Origin of the sequence: Burkholderia sp. BCC1996, from assembly GCF_905339955.1 — a bacterium.
Taxonomy (GTDB): Bacteria; Pseudomonadota; Gammaproteobacteria; order Burkholderiales; family Burkholderiaceae; genus Burkholderia.
This window is the reverse complement of record NZ_CAJPHM010000023.1, coordinates 30314-52268: the sequence shown is the minus strand read 5'-3', so window position 1 is coordinate 52268 and position 21955 is coordinate 30314. Positions and strand designations below refer to the sequence as shown.

20 protein-coding genes and 1 other RNA gene are annotated in these 21955 nt (G+C 67.3%); 11 read left to right on the top strand and 10 right to left on the bottom strand.

Features of this window, described 5'->3' with window-relative positions:
* Positions 1-7 precede the first annotated feature (7 nt).
* The 8 genes from U4Z64_RS28435 to trxA form a co-directional block, all read right to left on the bottom strand.
* On the bottom strand, positions 8-1372 hold the full coding sequence (locus U4Z64_RS28435) for an MATE family efflux transporter (protein WP_044847264.1): 1365 nt from the start codon (positions 1370-1372) through the stop codon (positions 8-10).
* 2 nt (positions 1373-1374) lie between these two features.
* A complete protein-coding gene (locus U4Z64_RS28430) occupies positions 1375-3132 on the bottom strand; it encodes a glycosyltransferase family 39 protein (RefSeq protein ID WP_321821714.1) in 1758 nt (585 codons plus the stop codon).
* Between the two features lie 248 nt (positions 3133-3380).
* Positions 3381-3641 carry a type B 50S ribosomal protein L31 gene (locus U4Z64_RS28425; protein ID WP_044847266.1) on the bottom strand — a complete coding sequence of 87 codons (261 nt, stop codon included), beginning with the start codon at positions 3639-3641 and terminating at the stop codon, positions 3381-3383.
* Positions 3642-3802: 161 nt separating this feature from the next.
* The gene (locus U4Z64_RS28420) at positions 3803-4633 is read right to left on the bottom strand and encodes a M90 family metallopeptidase (protein WP_321821713.1); all 831 of its coding nucleotides are present in this window, start codon (positions 4631-4633) and stop codon (positions 3803-3805) included.
* Between the two features lie 38 nt (positions 4634-4671).
* The gene (locus U4Z64_RS28415; RefSeq protein ID WP_321821712.1) at positions 4672-6228 is read right to left on the bottom strand and encodes an MFS transporter; all 1557 of its coding nucleotides are present in this window, start codon (positions 6226-6228) and stop codon (positions 4672-4674) included.
* Positions 6225-6725, bottom strand: a complete 501-nt coding sequence (locus U4Z64_RS28410) for a MerR family transcriptional regulator (protein WP_321800997.1) — start codon at positions 6723-6725, stop codon at positions 6225-6227. The genes U4Z64_RS28415 and U4Z64_RS28410 overlap by 4 nt, the downstream gene beginning before the upstream one ends.
* Positions 6726-6858: 133 nt before the next feature.
* Positions 6859-8121: a transcription termination factor Rho gene (gene rho, locus U4Z64_RS28405; protein WP_006478662.1), complete on the bottom strand. Its 1263-nt coding sequence runs from the start codon at positions 8119-8121 to the stop codon at positions 6859-6861.
* Between the two features lie 195 nt (positions 8122-8316).
* The gene (gene trxA, locus U4Z64_RS28400) at positions 8317-8643 is read right to left on the bottom strand and encodes a thioredoxin TrxA (RefSeq protein ID WP_006402348.1); all 327 of its coding nucleotides are present in this window, start codon (positions 8641-8643) and stop codon (positions 8317-8319) included.
* Between the two features lie 425 nt (positions 8644-9068).
* Between trxA and ffs the strand changes: the two genes are divergently transcribed.
* The 10 genes from ffs (at position 9069) to U4Z64_RS28350 (ending at position 18642) form a co-directional block, all read left to right on the top strand.
* An RNA gene (ffs, locus tag U4Z64_RS28395) (signal recognition particle sRNA small type) lies at positions 9069-9167 on the top strand.
* 127 nt (positions 9168-9294) lie between these two features.
* Positions 9295-11670, top strand: coding sequence for a DNA polymerase III subunit gamma/tau (locus U4Z64_RS28390; protein ID WP_321821711.1), 2376 nt, complete (start codon positions 9295-9297; stop codon positions 11668-11670).
* 94 nt (positions 11671-11764) lie between these two features.
* Positions 11765-12091 carry a YbaB/EbfC family nucleoid-associated protein gene (locus U4Z64_RS28385; RefSeq protein ID WP_006755698.1) on the top strand — a complete coding sequence of 109 codons (327 nt, stop codon included), beginning with the start codon at positions 11765-11767 and terminating at the stop codon, positions 12089-12091.
* Between the two features lie 31 nt (positions 12092-12122).
* Complete coding sequence (gene recR, locus U4Z64_RS28380; RefSeq protein WP_124646350.1) at positions 12123-12719, top strand: recombination mediator RecR; 597 nt, start codon at positions 12123-12125, stop codon at positions 12717-12719.
* A 48-nt stretch (positions 12720-12767) separates the two neighbouring features.
* Positions 12768-13973 carry a CaiB/BaiF CoA-transferase family protein gene (locus U4Z64_RS28375; protein WP_321821710.1) on the top strand — a complete coding sequence of 402 codons (1206 nt, stop codon included), beginning with the start codon at positions 12768-12770 and terminating at the stop codon, positions 13971-13973.
* A 217-nt stretch (positions 13974-14190) separates the two neighbouring features.
* On the top strand, positions 14191-14952 hold the full coding sequence (gene surE, locus U4Z64_RS28370; RefSeq protein ID WP_124486298.1) for a 5'/3'-nucleotidase SurE: 762 nt from the start codon (positions 14191-14193) through the stop codon (positions 14950-14952).
* Positions 14949-15878 (top strand): protein-L-isoaspartate(D-aspartate) O-methyltransferase, encoded by a 930-nt coding sequence (locus tag U4Z64_RS28365; protein WP_321821709.1) that lies wholly within the window; start codon positions 14949-14951, stop codon positions 15876-15878. The genes surE and U4Z64_RS28365 overlap by 4 nt, the downstream gene beginning before the upstream one ends.
* Before the next feature lie 5 nt (positions 15879-15883).
* Positions 15884-16765: a peptidoglycan DD-metalloendopeptidase family protein gene (locus tag U4Z64_RS28360; RefSeq protein ID WP_044848976.1), complete on the top strand. Its 882-nt coding sequence runs from the start codon at positions 15884-15886 to the stop codon at positions 16763-16765.
* Between the two features lie 11 nt (positions 16766-16776).
* Entirely contained in the window at positions 16777-17862 is a 1086-nt protein-coding gene (rpoS, locus tag U4Z64_RS28355) for an RNA polymerase sigma factor RpoS (RefSeq protein WP_321821708.1), read from the top strand.
* A gap of 3 nt (positions 17863-17865) precedes the next feature.
* Positions 17866-18642, top strand: coding sequence for a 3'-5' exonuclease (locus U4Z64_RS28350; RefSeq protein ID WP_044848977.1), 777 nt, complete (start codon positions 17866-17868; stop codon positions 18640-18642).
* 27 nt (positions 18643-18669) lie between these two features.
* Here U4Z64_RS28350 and U4Z64_RS28345 read toward each other — a convergent pair whose 3' ends face one another.
* Positions 18670-19530: an endonuclease/exonuclease/phosphatase family protein gene (locus U4Z64_RS28345; protein WP_321821707.1), complete on the bottom strand. Its 861-nt coding sequence runs from the start codon at positions 19528-19530 to the stop codon at positions 18670-18672.
* Between the two features lie 228 nt (positions 19531-19758).
* Between U4Z64_RS28345 and rlmD the strand changes: the two genes are divergently transcribed.
* Positions 19759-21156 (top strand): 23S rRNA (uracil(1939)-C(5))-methyltransferase RlmD, encoded by a 1398-nt coding sequence (rlmD, locus tag U4Z64_RS28340; protein WP_321801009.1) that lies wholly within the window; start codon positions 19759-19761, stop codon positions 21154-21156.
* 62 nt (positions 21157-21218) lie between these two features.
* Here rlmD and U4Z64_RS28335 read toward each other — a convergent pair whose 3' ends face one another.
* Positions 21219-21917 (bottom strand): Bax inhibitor-1/YccA family protein, encoded by a 699-nt coding sequence (locus tag U4Z64_RS28335; RefSeq protein ID WP_006761414.1) that lies wholly within the window; start codon positions 21915-21917, stop codon positions 21219-21221.
* Between the last annotated feature and the right edge of the window lie 38 nt (positions 21918-21955).

Below are 21955 nucleotides of genomic sequence, written 5' to 3'. Positions count from 1 at the left end.
CTGTGCGTCATGCGCCAAATGCGCCGACGGCCGGTTGCGCGCGGCTGACGCGGCGCAGGTAGAGCGCGAGGCCCGCGCCCGCCAGCATCAGGCTGATCGTGTTCGCGAACCAGAAGCCGCGCGCGCCGGTCAGCCAGGCGGGGGCGAGGCCGCCGACGTCGAAGCCGAGCACGTAGCCGCCGCCGAGTCCGACGCCCCACAGCGCGACCGCATAGATCACGGTCGGCACGACCGCGACCTTGTACGCGCGCAGCACGAAGGCGGACGTGATCTGCAGCGCGTCGAAGAAGTGGTAGCAGGTGACGATCGCGACCAGCGGCAGCGCGGCGGCGGCCACGGCCGGATTCGGCGTGTAGCCGCTGACGATCAGCGGACGCAGCGTGAACACGAGCACGCCGTACGCGGCCGCGATCCCGCACGCGAGCATCACGCTGTGCCGGCCGAGCAGCCGCGCCTCGTCCGGGCGGCCGGCACCGAGCGCGCGGGCCACCAGCGTCGACGCCGCGACCCCGATCGACAGTGGCGTCATGTACAGCACCGCGCCGATGTTGCCGGCGATCTGGTGGCCGGCGAGCGTCGTCGTGCCGAACTGCGCGATGAAGAGCGCCATGCACGTGTACGACGTGACCTCGATCAGGTACGACAGGCCCATCGGCACGCCGAGCTTCAGGATCGCCTTCTGGCGCGCCCAGACGGGCCAGCAAAAGCGCGAGAAGATCGAAAGCGGCGAGAACACGTCGAGCTTCGCGAGCAGCGTGAAGCCGATCAGCGCGAGCGCCCAGTTGATCAGCGTACTGGCGAGCCCGCAACCGGGGCCGCCGAGGGCCGGCACGCCGAGCCCGCCGAAGATGAACCACACGTTGAGCGGAAACTTGAGCAGCAGCGCGCCGACCTGCAGGATCATCGCGAGGCGCGGCTTGCCGGCCGCGTTGGTCAGCGCGTTGTAGATCCGGAACACGAGGCTCGCCGGCAGGCCGTACGACAGGATTCGCAGGTAATCGACCGTGCGGTCGTGCAACGCGGACGGCGCGTGGGCGATGTGCAGCAGCGGTTCGGGAAAATGCAGCAGCAGGAAGCCGGGCACCGCGAGCATCAGCGCGAGCCACAGCGCCTGGCGGACTTCCTCGCCGATCTCGGCGTAGCGCCGCGCGCCGTACAGCTGCCCGGTGATCGGCTGCAGCGCGGACAGGATGCCCGTCAACCCGATGTAGACCGACACGTAGATCGACGAACCGAGCCCGAGCGCGGCGAGGTCGATGGCAGAGTAGCGGCCGACCATCGCCGTGTCGATCACGCCGAACGCGATGATCGCGAGCTGGCCGACGAGCACCGGCCACGCGAGGCCGACGATCCGGCGGATGTCGGCGAACATCGTCAATCGACCACCCGGTGGCGCGGGCCACGGCGCTTGACGGGCGCCGCCGGCCGCTCGATGCGCTCGTACAGGCGGAAGCGCTCGTCGCGGTCGGCCACGCGGCGGCCTTCCCATACGAGGCGCCACACGTATTGCGACATCGCGCTCGGCTCGCCGAAGTCGGAGCGGTCCTGGCGCAGGATCACGTCGCAGTCGCCCGAGAATTCGAAGTGCATGTCGCCGAAATACGCGAAGGTCGCGATCTGCGCATCGCCGAGCCGCACGGGCGAGATGCACTCATAGTCTTTCGGCAGGTGTGACGCGATCTGTTGCGCGACGTCGCTGTAGGTCCGGCCGTAGTTGACGATCGGCAGCCACAGCGTCATCAGCAGCACCCACATCAGCGTGGTGCCCGCACCCGACAGCACGACGCTGCGCCACAGCACCTTCGGCTGGCGCGACACGCGCCAGCGCGCGAGCAGGCACCAGCACACGGTGACGATCACCGCGCAGACGAACGACAGGATCTTGAAGTGCGGTTCGTAGCCCGGCACGAGGCGCGCGAGGTTGCGCGCGAGTGGATGCGGGAAGCCGGTGAGCGACGCGAGCCACACGAGCCACACGAAGGTGCCGAGGATCGTGAAGCTCAGCACCGCGAACCAGTCGAACGCGTTGATCGCGCCGCGCTTGAGGGTCGGCAGCGCGAAGGTGGCGAGCACCGCGAGCGGCGGCAGCAACAGCATGTACATGCGGTTCGACTGCTGGCTCTGCAGGATCACGAGCGCGACGAGCGGCACCACGACCGACAGTGGAATCGCGATGTGGGCGCGGCGGCGCATGCCGGCCCAGCTCCACCAGGCCCAGATCGCGAGCGGCCATGCGGGCCACGTAAACAGCGGCAGGTTCTTTGCCGCATACGCGAGCACCGCGGTCGGCGGGCCCGAGAAGCGCATCAGGCTGCCGTGGATCCACTGATTGAAGAACCATGCGGCGTCGTCCGGCGCTGCCTGGAAGGCGGCGAGCGGCCACAGCGCGAAGATCGCGGCCGCGAGCGGCAGGCCGATCAGCGGCAGGCGCAGGTTGCGCATCTCCGGCGTGACGAGCCACAGCGCGGCCGTGCCGGCGAGCAGCGCGATGACCAGCACCGGGTTGCCGGACAGCGCGACGAGGCCGATCGCGGCGCCCCACCACAGCGCACCCTGCAGCGGCTTGTCGATGCCGCGCACGATGCCGTACACGAACATCGCGATCCACGCGAACTGCGCGAGCTGCGGCGTCGTTTCGTGGCCGCGCTCCGCGAGCCCGAAGCATGCGACGAGGACCAGCAGCGCGCCGTCGGCGAGCGTGCGGCCGTAGTCGCGCGGCTCCGGCTCGCCGCCGAATGCGTACTTGAACGGTTGGACCTCCGCACGCCGGCCGAGCAGATAGGCCGCGTACCAGACGAACGCGCACGCGACGCAGAACAGCACGCCCGTGTCGACGCGCGACGCGTTGCTCGCGTCGACCCACGGCGCCAGCGCGCGGATCGACAGCGCGCCGAGCCAGTAGGCGAGCGGCCCGTCGGTCGTGATGAACTTGCCGACGAGATTCGGCAGCAGCCAGTCGTGCCAGCCGCCGGTGGCCATCGTCCACATCACGCCGAAGCCCGCCGCGTCCTCGTTCTTCCACGGGTCGCGGCCGAACAGGCCGAACGCCGCGTAGACGAGGCAGAGCGTGAGCAGCAGCCAGCGCGGCAGCGCGCGCGTGGCGGAGGCGGTGAGGCGAACGACAGGCTTCATGCAGATGAGCGATTTGTTATGAGCGGGCGGCCGGTGCGGTCATGCGCCGACGGCGCGGATTCGAGCATCCGGCATTGTAGACGCGCCGGCCGTTGCGCGTCAGACGATTGCCCGGCCCCGGCCCCGGCCCCGGCCCCGGCCCCGGCCGCCGTGCGGCGTTGTCCCGGCGAGCGGCGACAAAAAAGGGCAGCCTGGGCTGCCCTTTCGTGCGGTACCGGTGCGTTGCAACCACCGGAACGGTGCGAAGCTTACTTCGCCTTGCCGTTGGCGCGAACGCCGAACTTGTTCTTGAACTTCTCGACACGGCCTGCCGTGTCCATGATCTTTTGCTGACCCGTGTAGAACGAGTGCGATTCCGACGACACTTCGATCTTGGCGAGCGGGTAGGTCTTGCCTTCGTGTTCGATGGTTTCACGCGTCTGGATCGTCGAGCGCGTGATGAATTTGAAGCCGTTCGACATGTCTTGGAAGACGACTTCGCGGTAGTCCGGGTGAATGCCAGGTTTCATGATGTTCCTTGGTGAGAGCGGTAGCCAACCCGCCGCTTGCCGTGCCGGACCGCACACATTTGCGCGATTTCAGCCGACGTCAAGCCCGGCGCGAGCCACTTGCCTAAGGTCGAAAAACGGCGATTATGCCAGAAAATCAGACGGTTGACGAATAATTTTCATCACGTGTCGAGGGCGCCCGTGCGGGCCGGATCCTGCCGGTAATAGCGGGCGAGCAGCCGGTAGAGCTCCGGAAATTCGGACTCGAACGCGCGCGGTCGCACGAACAGCGCCTCGCTGCACACTGCGAAGAACTCCGACGGGTGATCGGCCGCATAGGGATCGATCAGCGAGTCGCGCTCGAAGCGCGCCCACGCGCGATCCGGCACCGCATCGACGCGCGCGCAGAACTGGTCGTACGCGTGCTCGAACACGTCGGCCCACGCCTGCGCGTCGAGGTGCGGCGCGTGCCAGCGGCGAAAGAGGGGCGGATAGCCGTCGGCCTCGCCGTTGACCATGTCGATCTTGTGCGCGAACTCGTGGATCACGACGTTGTACGCGTCGCGGCCGTCCGTCATCTGCGCGTCTTCCCACGACAGGATCACCGGCCCGCCTTCCCACGCTTCGCCGCTCGCGTCCTGCTCGACTTCATGGACGACGCCGTCCTCGTCCTGCACGGTCTTGCGGATCACGAATTCGCCCGGATACACCACGACGCCGACCCAGCCGTCGTACAGCGACAGATCGAGATTCAGCACGGGCAGGCACGCCTGCGCGGCGATCGCGACGATCATCTCGTCGGTCAGCTCGAGCCCGTGCGCGGTCGAAAACGATTTCTTCGCGATGAACAGGCTCGTCAGCTCGCGCAGGCGGCCCAGGTCGCCGGGCGTCAGCGCAGCGAGGAACGGCAGGCGTGCGACGGTGTCCTGCCACAGCGCATCGGGAATCGGGTGGCTGCGCAGCGCGCGGTCGCGGCGGCGGTCGTCGAACCAGCGGGTCAGTTTCGAGAGCATGGAAGCAGCGCGGGGAAATCCAAAGCCTGTCTTTTAACTCAATCGATCTCTTTTTGCCATGCCGCGAACAGGCCGCCGACCAGCGCGACACCCGCGAGGAAATAGAAACCGTCGAGCGACGCGAGGAACGACGCCTGTTGCGCGACCATCCGCGCGATCGATGCGATCGCGAGGGCGTGCGCGTCGTTCAGTGCATGGCCGGCGGCCGCATAACCGCGCGTGAGGGCGTCGACGGTCTGCTGGAACAGCGGATCGAACACGTTCGCGCGCTCGACGAGCCGCGTCTGGTGCAGGGCCAGCCGGTGTTGCTCGACGATGATCACCGACGACGTCGCGAACGAGATCGTCAATTGCCGCACGATGTTCTTCAGCCGATAGCCGTGCGTGTATTCGTCGATCGCGAAGATGCGGAACGTCAGGTTCGCGACCGGCAGCACGATGAACAGCAGCAACAGCCCGCGCAGCAGCAGTGGGACGATCAGCGCGGCCTCGCCGACCTGGGGCGTCATCCGCGTCATCCACAGCGCGGCCGTGACCGCGATCGCGAACCCCGGCACGACGAACCACTTCTTGTGCGTGACGCGCTTCGCATGGCGCAGGTAGGCGAACAGCGCGGTGGCCGAGATCAGCGACATCGTGCCGACCAGGCGCCCGGCGTTCTCGACCGGGTAGCCGAGCCCGCCTTCGAGCAGGCGGGACGTCAGGTAGCTGAAGCCCGTCGACTCGTAGTAATAGAACATGTACAGCAGCAGCCCGACCTGGAACGTGCGTTCGCGAAACGCGTGCAGCCGCACGAGCGGCGTCGGATGGTTCCACTGGTGATAGGCGAACCACGCGAGCGCGCCGAGGCCGGCGATCGTCAGCAGGATCAGCATCGGCGAGCCGCTGTAGAGCTGGTAGTGCACCTGCTGCAGCACGATCTGCAGCGCGCCTTGCGCGAGCGCGAACACGACGTATGGCCAGAAATGCCCGGAGCCGCGTTCGTCGTCGGGCGTCCTGCCGGAATCGGGGAGCGTGAGCAGCGCGAGGATCGCGAACGCGATGCCCGCGGGCGCGGTGCAGGCGAACAGCGCGCGCCACGTCGAATGTGCGACGAGCAGCCCGCCGACGATCGGCGCGAGCGCGCTGCCGAGCAGGATCATGATCAGGAACGCGCGCGTGGCGGGCGGCCGCTCCTGCGGCTTGAAGCTGACCTGGATCAGGATCCGGCAGGCACCCATCATCGGGCCGATGAAATAGCCCTGGAAGCCGCGCGCGAACGCGAGTTCGAGCGACGTGTCGGCGAGCGCGGCCGCGATCGCGCCGAACGAGAACATCAGCATGCAGCCGGCGACGTAGCGGCGATGCCCGAGCCGGTCGACCCACCATTGCTGCTGCAGGATGCCGAGCACGGCCGTGGCCGCATACGCGCTCGACGACCACACGAGTTCGTCGGGCGATGCGTTGACGCCGCCCGCGATGTAGCTCGCGAAGAACGAGAAGGCCGCGTTGTCGAAATAGTCGATGCCGGTGACGAGCGCGAGCGCCCACGGGAACAGGTCCGCGCGCAGGTTCGCGCGGCTCCAGAGCGGCGAGCGACCCGGCGCGACGTTCATTCGCGGTCCTTGCGCGTACGCCGCGCGCCGGCCTCGGCCTGCCGTTGCGCGATCAGCGCGTCGGGGTTTTCGCCGGCGAGGCGCCGTTCGACGTAGTCGATGTCGTGCTGCAGTTCCTTGCGCAGCGCGACCGCTTCCTTCAACTCGCGCTGGACGGCCGCGATCCGCTCATCGAGCGTGTCGATCTGTTCGGCGAGCCCCGCGCGGATCTCGCGCAACGATGCGTCCGAATAGCGGCGCCGGCCGTCTCCCGTTTCTTCCAGCGGGCGCTTGAGCATCTCGGTGATGCCGTGCAGCGAAAAGCCGAGCGCGCGCAGCCGCAGGATGCGGGCGAAGCGTTCGAGATCGGCTTCGTCGTACAGGCGATAGCGGCCGCCGCTGCGCGACGGCGTGACGAGTCCGCGCTCTTCGTAGTACTTCAGCGTGCGCGGCGTGACGCCGAGCCGCGACGCGGCGTCGCTCACGGTCAGCAACGAGGGGGAGGCGTCGTTCGGCATCGGGGTGGCAGGGGCTTCGGTCGGGACGATGGCGCGATTATAGATCAACCTGTACGTTCACGTACAGGTTGGCGCGAAAAAACGGCCGCCGGGCGAAACGCGCGGGCGGCCGTTCGGTGCGGGGCGAGGGCGATTAGCCGCCGCGGCGCATCAGGTCGAAGAACTCGGAATTGCTCTTCGTCTGGCGGATCTTGTCGAGCAGGAACTCCATCGCCTCGACTTCGTCCATGTCGTGGATGAATTTGCGCAGCACCCAGATCTTTTGCAGGATCTCGGGCTTGATCAGCATTTCTTCGCGGCGCGTGCCCGACTTGTTCAGGTTGATCGACGGATAGACGCGCTTTTCCGCGAGACGGCGCTCGAGGTGCACTTCCATGTTGCCGGTGCCCTTGAACTCTTCGTAGATCACGTCGTCCATGCGGCTACCGGTCTCGATCAGCGCGGTGCCGATGATCGTCAGCGAGCCGCCTTCCTCGATGTTGCGCGCGGCACCGAAGAAGCGCTTCGGGCGCTGCAGCGCGTTCGCGTCGACACCGCCCGTCAGCACCTTGCCCGACGCCGGGATCACGGTGTTGTATGCGCGTGCGAGACGCGTGATCGAGTCGAGCAGGATCACGACGTCGTGCTTCATTTCGACGAGGCGCTTGGCCTTCTCGATCACCATTTCGGCGACCTGCACGTGACGCGTGGCCGGTTCGTCGAAGGTCGATGCGATCACTTCGCCGGCGACCGAGCGCTGCATTTCGGTCACTTCTTCGGGGCGCTCGTCGATCAGCAGCACGAACAGGATCACGTCCGGATGGTTCTGCTTGATCGCGTGCGCGATGTGCTGGAGCATCACGGTCTTGCCCGACTTCGGCGACGCGACGAGCAGGCCGCGCTGGCCCTTGCCGATCGGCGCGATCATGTCGATGATGCGGCCCGTGACGTTTTCTTCGCCGCGCATTTCGCGTTCGAGCGACAGCGGCTTGTTCGGGTGCAGCGGCGTGAGGTTCTCGAACATGATCTTGTGTTTCGAGGCCTCGGGCGGCTGCCCGTTGACTTTGTCGACCTTCACCAGCGCGAAGTAGCGCTCGCCGTCCTTCGGCGTGCGGACTTCACCTTCGATGGTGTCGCCGGTGTGCAGGTTGAAGCGGCGGATCTGCGACGGGCTGATGTAGATGTCGTCGGTGCTCGCGAGGTACGACATTTCCGGCGAGCGCAGGAAGCCGAAGCCGTCCGGCAGCACTTCGAGCGTACCGTCGCCGAAGATCGTCTCTCCCGTCTTGGCGCGCTTTTTGAGAATGGCGAACATCAGCTCCTGCTTGCGCAGGCGGTTCGCGTTTTCGATCTCCAGGCCATTGGCCATTTCGATCAGTTCGGACACGTGCAGAGACTTGAGCTCGGATAAATGCATACGGAGAACCCGCCAGGGAGGAGAAGCGACGAAAAGAAATAAGGGAGGAGGGGCGAGCGGAGGCGCTCTGAGACTTAATGCGTCTTGTAGACGTTTTTTGATTCTAGCATACGCCGATTCGCGCCTGAGCGGCCGATCGGCGGCTTGACGGCGGACGTGTTGTCGGTTGACAACACGTCCGCGGAACGGCCGGTATTACAGGTGGCTGTCCAGGAATGCGGTGAGTTGCGACTTCGACAGCGCACCGACCTTCTGTGCGGCGGCCGCGCCGTTCTTGAACAGGATCAGCGTCGGGATGCCGCGCACGCCGAACTTCGCAGGCGTTGCCTGGTTGTCGTCGACGTTGATCTTGGCGATCTGCAGCTTGTCGCCGTAGTCCTTCGCGACTTCGTCGAGGATCGGGGCGATCATCTTGCACGGGCCGCACCATTCGGCCCAGAAGTCGACGAGCACGGGCTTGTCGGATTTGACGACGTCCTGTTCGAACGATGCGTCGCTGATGTGTTTGATCTGTTCGCTCATTGGGTCAATACCTCTTACGGTTCGGGGACTGCCTGCTTGGCGCGTTGCGGCGCTCCGGCGGCCTGTCGGCTGCCGGCCGCTGCGGCAGGTCACTCCGCTCCCCGGAAGGAGGGGCGTAAGCGCTGCTTGGCGCGGCTCGCGGGTCGTTCGGGCGTCATATTAGCCTAAATTGCTATCTGCTGCGGGCGGCGATAGTAGCCGCTACGCGAGTAGGGGTACGACGCGCCGTTCGACCGTTGTGATCCGAACGTGGAGGCCGCCTCGCAAAATACAAGAGCCGCGGTCTCTATCGCGGAATCTGTCCACCTGTTCGCGCCTGTTCGCGCCGGATCGACGGGCCCGTACGCGCGCCGGTTCGCTCGATCGTGCGCATTGTTGCGAACAAACGGTCGCATTTGGCCGGAAGCGGTGATAGAATATGCCGTGACGGGCCTCCTCGCATGGTGGGGCGGTGAACCTGGTCAGGTCGGGAACGAAGCAGCCACAATCGTTTTCTGCCAGTGCCGAGGGTCGGGCTCGTCACCTTTCCTCTCGCCCCGTTCGCCGGGCGTTTTTTATTTCTGCGTCATTCTCCGTTTTACCTGCGTCTTGCTCGTTTTCCGCACCGTTTCGCGTGTCGGCGCGACGCAGCGTTACTGATACAATTTCCCGATGACCTATCAAGTTCTCGCACGCAAGTGGCGTCCGAAGGATTTCGCTTCGCTCGTCGGCCAGGAGCACGTCGTCAGGGCGCTCACGCACGCGCTCGACGGCGGGCGTCTCCATCACGCCTATCTGTTTACCGGAACCCGCGGCGTCGGCAAGACGACGCTGTCGCGGATCTTCGCGAAGGCGCTCAACTGTGAAACCGGCGTCACGTCGCAGCCGTGCGGCGTGTGCCGCGCGTGCCGCGAGATCGACGAAGGCCGCTTCGTCGACTACGTCGAAATGGATGCCGCGAGCAACCGCGGCGTCGACGAAATGGCCGCGCTGCTCGAGCGCGCGGTGTACGCGCCCGTCGATGCGCGCTTCAAGGTCTACATGATCGACGAAGTGCACATGCTGACGAACCACGCGTTCAACGCGATGCTGAAGACGCTCGAGGAGCCGCCGCCGCACGTCAAGTTCATCCTCGCGACCACCGATCCGCAAAAGATTCCCGTCACCGTGCTGTCGCGCTGCCTGCAGTTCAACCTGAAGCAGATGCCGGCCGGGCACATCGTGTCGCACCTCGAACGGATCCTCGGCGAAGAGCGGATCTCGTTCGAGCAGCAGGCGCTGCGTCTGCTCGCGCGCGCCGCGCAGGGCAGCATGCGCGATGCGCTGTCGCTGACCGACCAGGCGATCGCGTACTCGGCGAACGAAGTGACCGAATCGGCAGTGTCGGGCATGCTCGGCGCGCTCGACCAGACTTACATGGTGCGCCTGCTCGATGCGCTCGCGGCCGGCGCCGGCCCGGAGATCCTCGCGATCGCCGACGAGATGTCGCTGCGCAGCCTGTCCTTTTCCACCGCGCTGCAGGATCTCGCCAGCCTGCTGCACCGGATCGCCTGGGCGCAGTTCGCGCCGGGGTCGGTGCTCGACGAATGGCCGGAAGCGGCCGATCTGCGCCGCTTCGCGGAGACGCTGAGCCCCGAGCAGGTTCAGCTGTTCTATCAGATCGCGACGGTCGGGCGCGCGGAGCTCGGCCTTGCGCCGGACGAATACGCCGGCTTCACGATGACGTTGCTGCGGATGCTCGCGTTCGAGCCGGCCGTCGGCGCCGGCAGTGCGCCGGGCGGTCAGCCGGCCGTGCCGCGTGCCGTGCCTGCACCAGCATCCGCGCCGCGTGCGGCCGCTGCCGTTGCGTCGGCTGCGGCACCCAGGTCGTCGGCGCCGCAGCCGGCAGCCGTGGCGGCCGCACGTCCGCAAGCGGCTGCGCCCGCTGCGCGTCCGGCAGCGGTCCAGTCCGACGATGCGGCGATTGCGCCGGCAGTGAAGGCTGTTTCGACACCGGCATCTGAATCTGCATCCGCGGCAACATCGGCTGCGACCGCAGCGCCGGCCGCACCGCAGCCGCAAGCGATCCCGGCACCTCAGGCGGTACCGCCGAGCGATGCACCGCCGGCCGTCCGCAACGAACCTGAACCGCCGGTTGCCGCCGCCAAGCGCAACGACGAACCTGCGCTGCCTGCCGAACCGGCGCCGCGTGCTGCGCCGGCCGAACCCGCCGCGCGCCCGTCTGCCCGCGGCGGTGCAGCTGCTGCACTCGACGTGCTGCGCAACGCCGGCATGCGCGTGTCGTCCGACCGCGCGCGTGCGGGTGCCGCGCCCAAGCCGGCGGCGGCCCAGCCGGCCGCCGAAAAGCCGGCGGCATCACGTCCTGCCGTGCAGGTACCGACGCCGCGCGCGGCGGCCCGCGCGCCGCAGGCTGCCGACACGCGCCAGGCCCCGCCGCCGTGGGAAGACATTCCGCCGGACGAATATGTGCCGCTCAGCGCCGACGAGATGTTCGGCGGTGCGGCGGACGACGGCTTCGTGCCCGTGTTCGACAGCGGCCCCGACGACGTGCGCATTGCGCCGAAGGCAGTGGAGTCCCGTCCGTCCGCGCCGGTCGACACGCGCCCGCTGCCGCCCGCGATCGCGCTCGACCCGGTCGGCTTCGACGGCGAATGGCCGGCGCTGGCCGCGCGGTTGCCGCTGAAGGGCGTCGCGTATCAGCTTGCATTCAACAGCGAGCTGACGGCCGTCGACGCGACGACGTTGAAACTGTCCGTGCCGGTGCCGCAGTATGCGGATGCCGCCCAGGTCGCGAAACTGAAGGCGGCCCTGGCCGATGCGCTCGGCAAGGCCGTCGAGGTCGCGGTCGAGGTCGGGCCCGCGCGGCGCACCGCGGCGGCACTCGATGCGGCTGCACGTGCGGCACGCCAGCGCGAGGCAGAGCAGGACATCCATGGCGATCCGTTCGTCCAGCAGCTCGTGCGTGACTTCGGCGCGCGTATCGTCGAAGGCTCGGTGCGGCCGCTCGCCGATCCGGCGCCGGACGGCACGCCGCCGACGCTGCATTGAACGAATCGCACTGCGACAGGCACAATCACGCCCGCACACATTGACCGGCACGCGCCGCGTGCCGGTTTTCACACGATCAAGAAGGAGTATTCCCATGTTGAAAGGCAACCTCGCCGGACTGATGAAGCAAGCGCAGCAAATGCAGGAAAACATGAAGAAGATGCAGGAGCAGCTTGCGCAGATCGAAGTCGAAGGGCAGTCGGGCGCCGGCCTCGTCAAGGTGACGATGACCTGCCGCAACGAAGTGCGTCGCGTGGCGATCGACCCGAGCCTGCTCGCGGACGACAAGGACATGCTCGAGGATCTGGTCGCGGCCGCGTTCAACGATGCGGTGCGCAAGGCCGAAGCGACGTCGCAGGAAAAGATGAGCGGCATGACGTCGGGCCTGCCGCTGCCCCCGGGTTTCAAGCTGCCGTTCTGAGCGCAGCCTCCGTTCAGCTTTCAGCCGCCGTATGAAACAGCCGTCCGCCCTGTCCGCGCTCGTCGAAGCGTTGCGCGTATTGCCCGGCGTCGGGCCGAAATCCGCGCAACGCATGGCGTACCACCTGATGCAGCACGATCGGGAGGGCGCGGAACGGCTCGGCCGGTCGTTGCTGTTCGCGACCGAGCACCTGCAGCACTGCGAGAGGTGCAATACCTTCACGGAGGCGCAGATCTGCGAGGTGTGCAGCGACGAGGAGCGTGATCCGACGCTGCTGTGCGTCGTAGAGACGCCGGCCGACCAGATCATGCTCGAGCAGACGATGACGTACCGCGGGCTGTATTTCGTGCTGATGGGGCGGCTGAGCCCGCTCGACGGGATCGGCCCGAAGGAAATCCATTTCGACCGCCTCGTGCGGCGTGCGTCCGACGGTGTCGTCAAGGAGGTCGTGCTCGCGACCAACTTCACGAACGAGGGCGAAGCCACCGCGCACTACCTCGGCCAGACGCTGAAGGCGCGCGGGCTCGCGGTCACGCGCCTCGCGCGCGGCGTGCCGGTGGGCGGCGAACTCGAATACGTCGACGCGGGCACCATCGCCCGCGCGATGCTCGACCGCCGCACGATGTAAGCCGGGCGCCGCCGGCCGGCGGCGCCGTTCCTCATGCCAGGGAGACACATGAGCACCAGCCAGGGCCCGCTCGCGGGCGTCAAAGTGCTCGAATTCGGGACGCTGATCGCGGGGCCGTTCGCGTCGCGCCTCTTTGCCGAATTCGGCGCGGAAGTCATCAAGATCGAGGATCCGAACGGCGGCGACCCGCTGCGCAAGTGGCGCAAGCTGCATCCGGAGCAGGGCGGCACGTCGCTGTGGTGGTCGGTCCAGGCACGCAACAAGAAATCGGTCACCCTCAACCTGAAATCCGATGCCGGCAAGGCGATCGCGCGGCAACTCGCGCGCGAGGCCGACATCGTGATCGAGAACTTCCGCCCGGGCCTGCTCGAGAAGCTCGGGCTCGGCTACGACGTGCTGTCGGCCGACAACCCCGGGCTCGTGATGGTGCGCCTGTCCGGTTACGGGCAGACCGGCCCGTACCGCGACCGGCCCGGCTTCGGCGCGATCGCCGAATCGATGGGCGGCTTGCGCCACATCACCGGCTATCCCGATTTGCCGCCGCCGCGCATCGGCATCTCGATCGGCGACTCGATCGCCGCGCTGCACGGCGTGATCGGCGGGATGATGGCGCTCCACCACCGCAACGTGAACGGTGGCGCGGGGCAGGTGGTCGACGTTGCGCTGTACGAGGCGGTGTTCAACATGATGGAAAGCGTGGTGCCCGAGTACGGCGTGTACGGGATGGTGCGCGAGCGCACCGGCGCGTCGCTGCCGGGCATCGTGCCGTCGAACACCTACGCGTGCCGCGACGGCAGCATCGTGATCGGCGGCAACAGCGACCCGATCTTCAAGCGGCTGATGAAGGCAATCGAACGCGACGACCTCGCCGACGATCCCGCGCTCGCTCGCAACGACGGACGCGTGCCGCGCACGCAGGAGATCGACGACGCGATCGCCGCTTGGCTCGCGCCGCGCACGATCGACGACGCGCTGGCGGTGCTCAATGCGGCCGACGTGCCGGCCGGGCGCATCTACAGCGCCGCCGACATGTTCACCGATCCGCAGTTCATCGCGCGGCAGATGATCCAGCGTTTCAAGCTGGCCGACGGCACCGACATTCCGTTGCCGAACATCACGCCGAAGCTGTCCGGCACGCCGGGCGAAACACGCTGGCTCGGGCCGGAACTCGGCGAGCATACGGACGAGGTGCTGCACAGTCTCGGCTACGACGCGCAGGCGATCGCCGCGCTGCGCGAGGCCGGCGCGATCTGAGCGCCGCGCACTCGACGCTGCGCGTCAGGTTTGCCGAACGGGCATCTCGTCACGGCGGCCCTTCGAGGGGAAAACCCGGGCGGCACCGCGTTTTCCCGAACCTGCAAACGCCGCCGCGCGATGCGACGGCGCACCGCGCGCGCGTCGTGCGTGCGGGCCTGTCCGCACCCGCCGGACTGTCGCTCTCGCGCCATCTTTCCTCGGTTACAATCGCCGGATGCGAATCCTACTCAGCAACGACGACGGCTATCTCGCCCCCGGTCTCGCCGCGCTCAGCGACGCGCTGCAGCCGCTTGCCGACCTCACGGTGATCGCGCCCGAGCAGAATTGCAGCGGCGCGTCGAATTCCCTGACGCTGTCGCGGCCGCTGTCGGTGCAGCGCGCGACGAATACGGGTTTCTTCTACGTGAACGGCACACCGACCGATTCGGTGCACGTCGCGCTGACCGGGATGGCCGACGCGCGGCCCGACCTCGTCGTGTCCGGGATCAACAACGGCCAGAACATGGGCGAAGACACGCTCTATTCAGGGACAGTTGCGGCCGCCACCGAAGGCATCATGTTCGGCGTGCCGGCCATCGCGTTTTCGCTGGCCGACAAGGGCTGGGCGCATCTGGCGGATGCGGCGCGCGTCGCCGCGGAAATCGTCGAGCACTTTCTCGCGCATCCGCTGCCCGGTCAGCCGCTGCTGAACGTCAATATTCCGAATCTGCCGTACGACGAACTGAAAGGCTGGCAGGTCACGCGCCTCGGCAAGCGTCACCCGTCCCAGCCGGTGATTCGCCAGACCGACCCGCGCGGCGAGCCGGTCTACTGGATCGGTGCCGCGGGTGCGGCGCTGGACGCGAGCGAAGGCACCGATTTCCACGCCGTCGCAAACGGTTTCGTCTCGATCACGCCGCTGCAGCTCGATCTCACGCATACGCAAATGCTGCCTGCAACGCGCGAATGGGCGCGCGCAGGAGGGCGTGCTTCATGAGCGGCGAGCGCGCGAAGCGGTTCCCGCTCGCGCTCGAAGATCTCAAGCGAGCGCCACGCAAATCGGACGGCCGGGCCGGTGAACGCCATGCGGCGAGCGCGGTGCCGAAGGCCGTCGACAAGCCCGCTGCCGTGCTGAAGCCGGTGGCGGTGAAGGCGGGCGTCGCGCGCACGGTGCCCGGTGCGGCCGCCGCGAAGCCGGCGAGCGCACCGAAGCCGACCGCGCTGAAGCCCGCGATGCCGAAGCCGGCGGCGCCGAGCGTCGCGCCGGCCGGTGCATTCGCGTTGACGTCGGAACGTGTGCGCGAGCGCATGGTCGAACGCCTGCGCGCGAACGGCGTGACCGACGCGCGCGTGCTGGATGCGATGGCCGCGGTGCCGCGCCACCTGTTCGTGGATCCCGGGCTCGCGACGCAGGCGTACGAGGATGCCGCGTTGCCTATCGGCCACCAGCAAACGATTTCAAAGCCGTCGGTCGTCGCGCGCATGATCGAGCTCGCGATGGCCGGCCGCACGCTCGAGCGCGTCCTCGAGATCGGCACCGGTTGCGGCTACCAGGCCGCGGTGCTGAGTCACGTGGCACGCGACGTGTATTCGATTGAACGCATCAAGCCGCTCTACGAGCGCGCGAAGCTGAACCTGCGGCCGCTGCGCGTGCCGAACATCCGTCTGCATTACGGCGACGGGCGTGTCGGCCTGCCGTCCGCGGGCCCGTTCGACGCGATCGTGATCGCGGCGGCGGGGCTCGACGTGCCGCAGGCGCTGCTCGAGCAGCTCGCGATCGGCGGGCGGCTCGTCGCGCCGGTCGGCGCGCAGAGCGGGCAGCCTCAGGTGCTCACGCTCGTCGAGCGCGTCGCGCACGCGCAATGGCGGGAGTCCCGGCTTGATCGCGTTTTCTTTGTCCCTTTAAAATCCGGAGTGATTTGAAACCGATGAGTATGTTGCGCGCGATGCAAAACAACCGAACCAGGGAACCGCTCACGTTCGCCCAGCGCGCGATCTGTGTGGCTGCGTTCTCCACGCTGCTGGCCGCCTGTGCGACGCGGCTCGACAACGCGCCCGTCGTCGACCGCTCCGGATCGCTCGGCACGACCGCCGCCGCGCAGCCGGCAGTGCCGCTCGGCCCGCCGCCCCCCGGCTTCTACCGTGTGAAACCGGGCGATACGCTGTACCGGATCGCGCTCGAGAACGGGCAGAACTATCGCGACATCGCCACCTGGAACAACCTGGCGAACCCGAATCAGATCGAAGTCGATCAACTGCTGCGTGTCGCGCCGCCGGGCGGTGCCGCGCTTGCCGGCTCGCCGGCTGCCGCACCGATCACCGGCGCCGCCGTCGCGACCGCGCCGCTCAGCAGCGGTCCCGCGACGCCGGCCGCGGGCTCGTCGTCCGCGAGCACGCCGCCGGCTGCCGCTGCATCGAGCGATACGGCAGCCGCGCCGAGCGGCCCCGTGACGTTCGCATGGCCCGTGCGCGGTCCGGTGCTGAACGGTTTCGACGACGCGAAGAACAAGGGCGTCAATATCGGCGGCACGTCCGGCGAGGCCGTGAAGGCGGCGGCCGACGGCCGCGTCGTCTACTCGGGCAACGGCCTGCGTGGCTATGGCAACCTCATTATCATCAAACACGATGCAACTTACCTCACGGCGTATGCACACAATCGCGCTTTGATGGTAAAAGAGGGGGACGCGGTAACGAAGGGGCAGAAGATCGCCGAGATGGGTAATAGCGATGCCGACCGCGTGATGCTGCATTTCGAGGTTCGCCGGCAGGGTAAACCTGTCGATCCGCTGAAGTATTTGCCGCCTCAATAACCGAGACGACCATGCCGAAATCGAAGCGCCACGAGCCGCAAGCCGAATCTGAGAAGATCAGTCGTGCCACGCAAGCATCGGTGGAGCGAGCTGGCGCTTCGACGGACGACGAAGACGACGTCGCGGAAAACGAACGTGATCTCGAGGCACGCGACGCCGAAGCGGACGGCGACGACGAGCACGAAGGCCGGGCGGAAGCCACGCCCGACGTCGACGATTTCCGCGCATTGCTGCAGGCCGAACTCACGGCCGACACGATCCAGCATTACCTGAACCGTATCAGCGTGAAGCCGCTCCTGACCGTCGAGGAGGAGCAGCGCTATTCGCGTCTTGCGAAGGCCGGCGAATTCGAGGCGCGGCAGGTGATGATCGAGCGCAACCTGCGTCTCGTCGTCAGTATCGCGAAGGGTTACCTGAACCGCGGCGTGCCGCTGCTCGACCTGATCGAGGAGGGCAACCTCGGCCTGATGCACGCGATCGAGAAATTCGATCCGACGCGTGGCTTTCGGTTCTCGACCTACGCGACGTGGTGGATCCGGCAGAGCATCGAACGGGCGATCATGAACCAGGCTCGCACCGTGCGTCTGCCCGTGCACGTGATCCGCGAACTGAACCAGGTGCTGCGCGCGAAGCGCCACCTCGAAAAGAATTCGATGTCGACGGGCGAGGCGGCCGAGCGCCGTGAAGCCAGCATCGACGACATCGCCTATCTCACCGGCAAGACCGCCGAGGAAGTCACCGACATCCTCGCGCTCAACGAGCACACCGCGTCGCTCGACGCGCCGCTCGATCTCGACCCCGCGAGCAGCCTGCTCGACCTGCTGCCCGACGACCAGAGCCAGTCGCCCGACGCGGAGGTGCAGCACCGCGAACTCGAGACGCTCACGCGCGCATGGCTGTCGCGGCTGTCCGACAAGCATCGGCACGTGATCGAGCGCCGCTTCGGCCTGAACCACATCGAACCGGCCACGCTCGAGGAGCTGGCCGACGAGATGGGGCTCACGCGCGAGCGCGTGCGGCAGATCCAGCAGGAAGCGCTGGTGCGCCTCAAGCGGTTCTTTGCCTCCAATGGCGTGCGCAAGGACGCCGTTCTGTAACTGATGACACCGATTCTCGTTTTTGACATCGAGACCATTCCCGATGTCGACGGCATTCGCCGTCTTGAAGACCTGCCCGCGACGCTGGACGATGCTGCGGTGGCCGAACATGCGTTCGCCGCGCGCCGCGAGAAGACCGGCAGCGATTTCCTGCCGCATCACCTGCAGCGCATCGCGGCGATCTCGTGCGTGTTCCGCGACAACAACGGTTTCCGCGTTCGGTCGTTGGGCACACCCCAGGACAATGAGGCGACACTGGTCCAGTCGTTCTATCGCGTGATCGAGAAATACACGCCGCAGCTCGTGTCGTGGAACGGCGGCGGCTTCGATCTGCCGGTGCTCCATTACCGTGCGCTCGTGCACGGGATCCCCGCGACGCGCTACTGGGATCTGGGCGAGGACGACCGCGAGTTCAAGTGGAACAACTACATCTCGCGTTATCACTCGCGGCACACCGATCTGATGGACGTGCTCGCGATGTATCAGGCGCGCGCGAATGCGCCGCTCGACGCGCTCGCGAAGCTGTGCGGCTTCCCGGGCAAGCTCGGAATGGACGGCAGCCAGGTGTGGCCGGCGTTCCAGGATGGCCGGATCGAGGAGATCCGCAACTATTGCGAAACGGACGTCGTCAATACCTACCTGCTGTATTGCCGGTTCCAGCTGATGCGCGGCGGCCTGACGCCGAGCGAATATGCGGACGAGATCCTGCTCGTGAAGAATTCGCTCGCGCAGGAGCCCGCGTCGCACTGGGCCGAATACCTGGCCGGTTTCGACGCGTGACGCGGGCGGCCCGCATGGCGGCCGCGATCAATTTCGATCGAGTTCGAGCACGACCGGCTGGTGGTCCGATTCGCGCGCGTCGCCGTCGATTTCGCAGCGCGTGACGCGCGCCAGCAGCGTATCGGTCACGAACACGAAGTCGCATGCGAGCGGCCCGTCGGACCATTGCGCCGTGTCGTAGACGCCGGCGGTCGGCGGCGGCGTGCGGCCCGGGTGCCGGGCGATCCACGCATCGACGAACGACGGTGCGTCGGCGATCGGCTCGAGCATGCGCCGGTACGCGTCGCTGCCGAACGCGCTGTTGAAGTCGCCGCAGAGGATGGCATCACGCGGCTGGCCGGTCTCGCTGAACGGCCCCGTGGCATTTTCGGCCGGCGCAGGCTGGTCGGCATGCGCACACGCTTCGCGGTGCCGGGCGCGCAATGCGTCGACCTGCGCGAGTCGCTGGCGCGCCGAATAGAATTCCAGATGCGTCGTGACGACCCGCAGCCGACCCGACGGTAACACCAGTTCGACGTCGAGCGCGACGCGCGGCATGGAAGGCGCGTCGGCGTCGGCCGGCCACGGCAGCAATTGGCGCAGCACGCGCCCGATCGGCAGCCGGGTCGCGACCGCATTGCCGAACTGGCGGCGCGGTGCGCCGGGTTCGAGCGGCGGCAGGTCGGCGCCGACCGCCTCGACGATCGTATAACCGGGCAGCAACGCCGCCAGTTCGGCGAACTGGTCGGGGCCGGGCTGGCCGGGCAGTGCGCCGAAACCGCGCGTGACTTCCTGCAGGCACAGCACGTCGAAGTCGCCGAGCCGGCGAGCGGCGGCGATCGTGCGCGGCAGGTCGACGACGCCGTCCGCGTCCCGACCCCATTGGATGTTCCAGTCGATCAGTCGCATGGTCGATTCTCCCGAGTCTTCTGAGTCTGTTGCGAGCAGAACGTGTGCCGCCGGCTGAGCTCGCGAGAGGCCGCGCATGCGGGTCGGCGGCGGGCGGCCTGCAGGTCGTTCCCGCATGACGCGGCGCGGCAGAGGCGTCAGTATCGACGCTTGCGCCACGAAAGCGGGCGACGCGGGCTTTCGTCGTCTACAATCTCGCCTTCTTCAACGTTTTGTCAGGAAAAGCTGGTGTCCGAAGCCGTCCCCACTTCTGCGCGCAAATCGAAAAATGCGCCCGTCGCGCCCGGGCCTGCCCCGGTTCTCGAGATCGAATCGCTCGACATGGAAGCGCGCGGTGTCGGCCGCACGGCGACCGAGGACGGCACGCCGGGCAAGGTCATCTTCGTCGAGGGTGCGCTGCCCGGCGAGCGCGTGACCTATTCGAGCTACCGTCGCAAGCCGAGCTACGAGCAGGCGACCGTTGTCGACATTCTGCGCCCGAGCGTGCTGCGCACGCAGCCGAAGTGCGCATTCTTCGGCACCTGCGGCGGCTGCTCGATGCAGCACCTCGACATGCGCGCGCAGGTCGCGATCAAGCAGCGCGTGCTCGAGGACAACCTGTGGCACCTGTCGAAGCTGCGCGCCGAGACGATGTTCGCGCCGATCCACGGCCCGTCGTGGGGCTACCGTTATCGTGCGCGCCTGACCGTGCGCAACGTCGCGAAGAAGGGCGGCGTGCTGGTCGGGTTCCATGAAAAGAAGAGCAGCTATGTCGCCGACATGACGAGCTGCGAAGTGCTGCCGCCGCACGTGTCGGCGATGCTCGTGCCGCTGCGCCGGCTGGTCGAGGGGCTGTCGATCCGTGACCGGATGCCGCAGATCGAGCTCGCGGTCGGTTCGCAAGTCACGGCACTGGTGCTGCGCGTGCTGGAGCCGATCAATGCGGACGACGAAGCGCTGCTGCGCGCGTTCGCCGACGAGCACAAGGTGCAGTTCTGGCTGCAGCCGAAGGGCCCGGACACGGTGACGCCGTTCTATCCGCTCGACGTGCCGCTCGACTATACGCTGCCGGAGTTCGGCATCCGCATGCCGTTCAAGCCGACCGACTTCACGCAGGTCAACCATCAGATCAACCGCGTGCTGGTGGGTCGCGCGTTGCGCCTGCTCGCGCCGTCGCGCGACGATCGCGTGCTCGACCTGTTCTGCGGGATCGGCAACTTCACGCTGCCGCTCGCGCGGCTGTCGCGCGAGGTGATGGGCATCGAAGGCAGCGAGACGCTGACGACCCGCGCGCTCGCGAATGCGCGCGAGAACGGCGTCGACGGCCATACGACGTTCGCGTGCCGGAACCTGTTCGAGGTGACGGGCGACGACCTGCGTGCGCTCGGCGCCTTCGACAAGTTCCTGATCGACCCGCCGCGCGAAGGCGCGCTCGCGGTGTCGAAGGCGCTGGCCGAAATCGCGCAGAGCGGCGAGGGCCCGCTGCCGAAGCGCATCGTCTACGTGTCGTGCAACCCGTCGACGCTCGCGCGCGACGCAGGCCTGCTCGTGCACGAGGCCGGCTACCGGCTGAAGGGCGCCGGCGTCGTGAACATGTTTCCGAATACGTCGCACGTCGAATCGATCGCGCTGTTCGAGCGCGACTGAGCGGGCGGCGGACGTAAAAAAACCGGCCCGAGGGCCGGTTTTTTCATCGGGTACGGCGAACGTCAGTTGCGGTTGCCGCCGAAGATGCCGAGCAGCGCGAGCAGGTTCGTGAACACGTTGTACAGGTCGAGGTAGATCGCGAGCGTGGCCGAGATGTAGTTCGTCTCGCCGCCGTTCACGACGCGCTGGACGTCGAACAGCATGTAGGCCGAGAAGATCGCGATCGCGAGCACCGACACGGTGAGCATCAGCGCCGGCAGTTGCAGGAAGATGTTCGCGACCGAGGCCAGCAGGATCACGATCACGCCCATGAACAGCCATTTGCCGAGCCCGGAGAAGTCGCGCTTGCTGACCGTGGCGATCGTCGCCATCGCGGCGAAGATGATGCCGGTGCCGCCGAACGCGAGCATGATCAGCGACGGTCCGTTCGAGAAGCCGAGGATGAAGCTCAGCAGGCGCGACAGCATCAGGCCCATGAAGAACGTGAAGCCGAGCAGCACGAACACGCCAGCTGCGCTGTTTTTCGTCCGCTCGATCGCGAACATGAAGCCGAACGCGATTGCGAAGAACGCGAGCAGGCTCATCATCGGGCTCGTGGCCGCGAACAGCGAGAAGCCCGTCGCGACGCCGACCCATGCCCCGAGCACCGTCGGCACCATCGACAGCGCGAGCAGCCAGTACGTGTTCCGCAGCACGCGATTGCGAACCTCCGCGGTGCTGACGGAGCCGCCGCGGCCGAAATTGTACGGATAGTCGTTCATGGTTTCTCCTAACATTGAACGCGTGGGCGTCCGGGGCC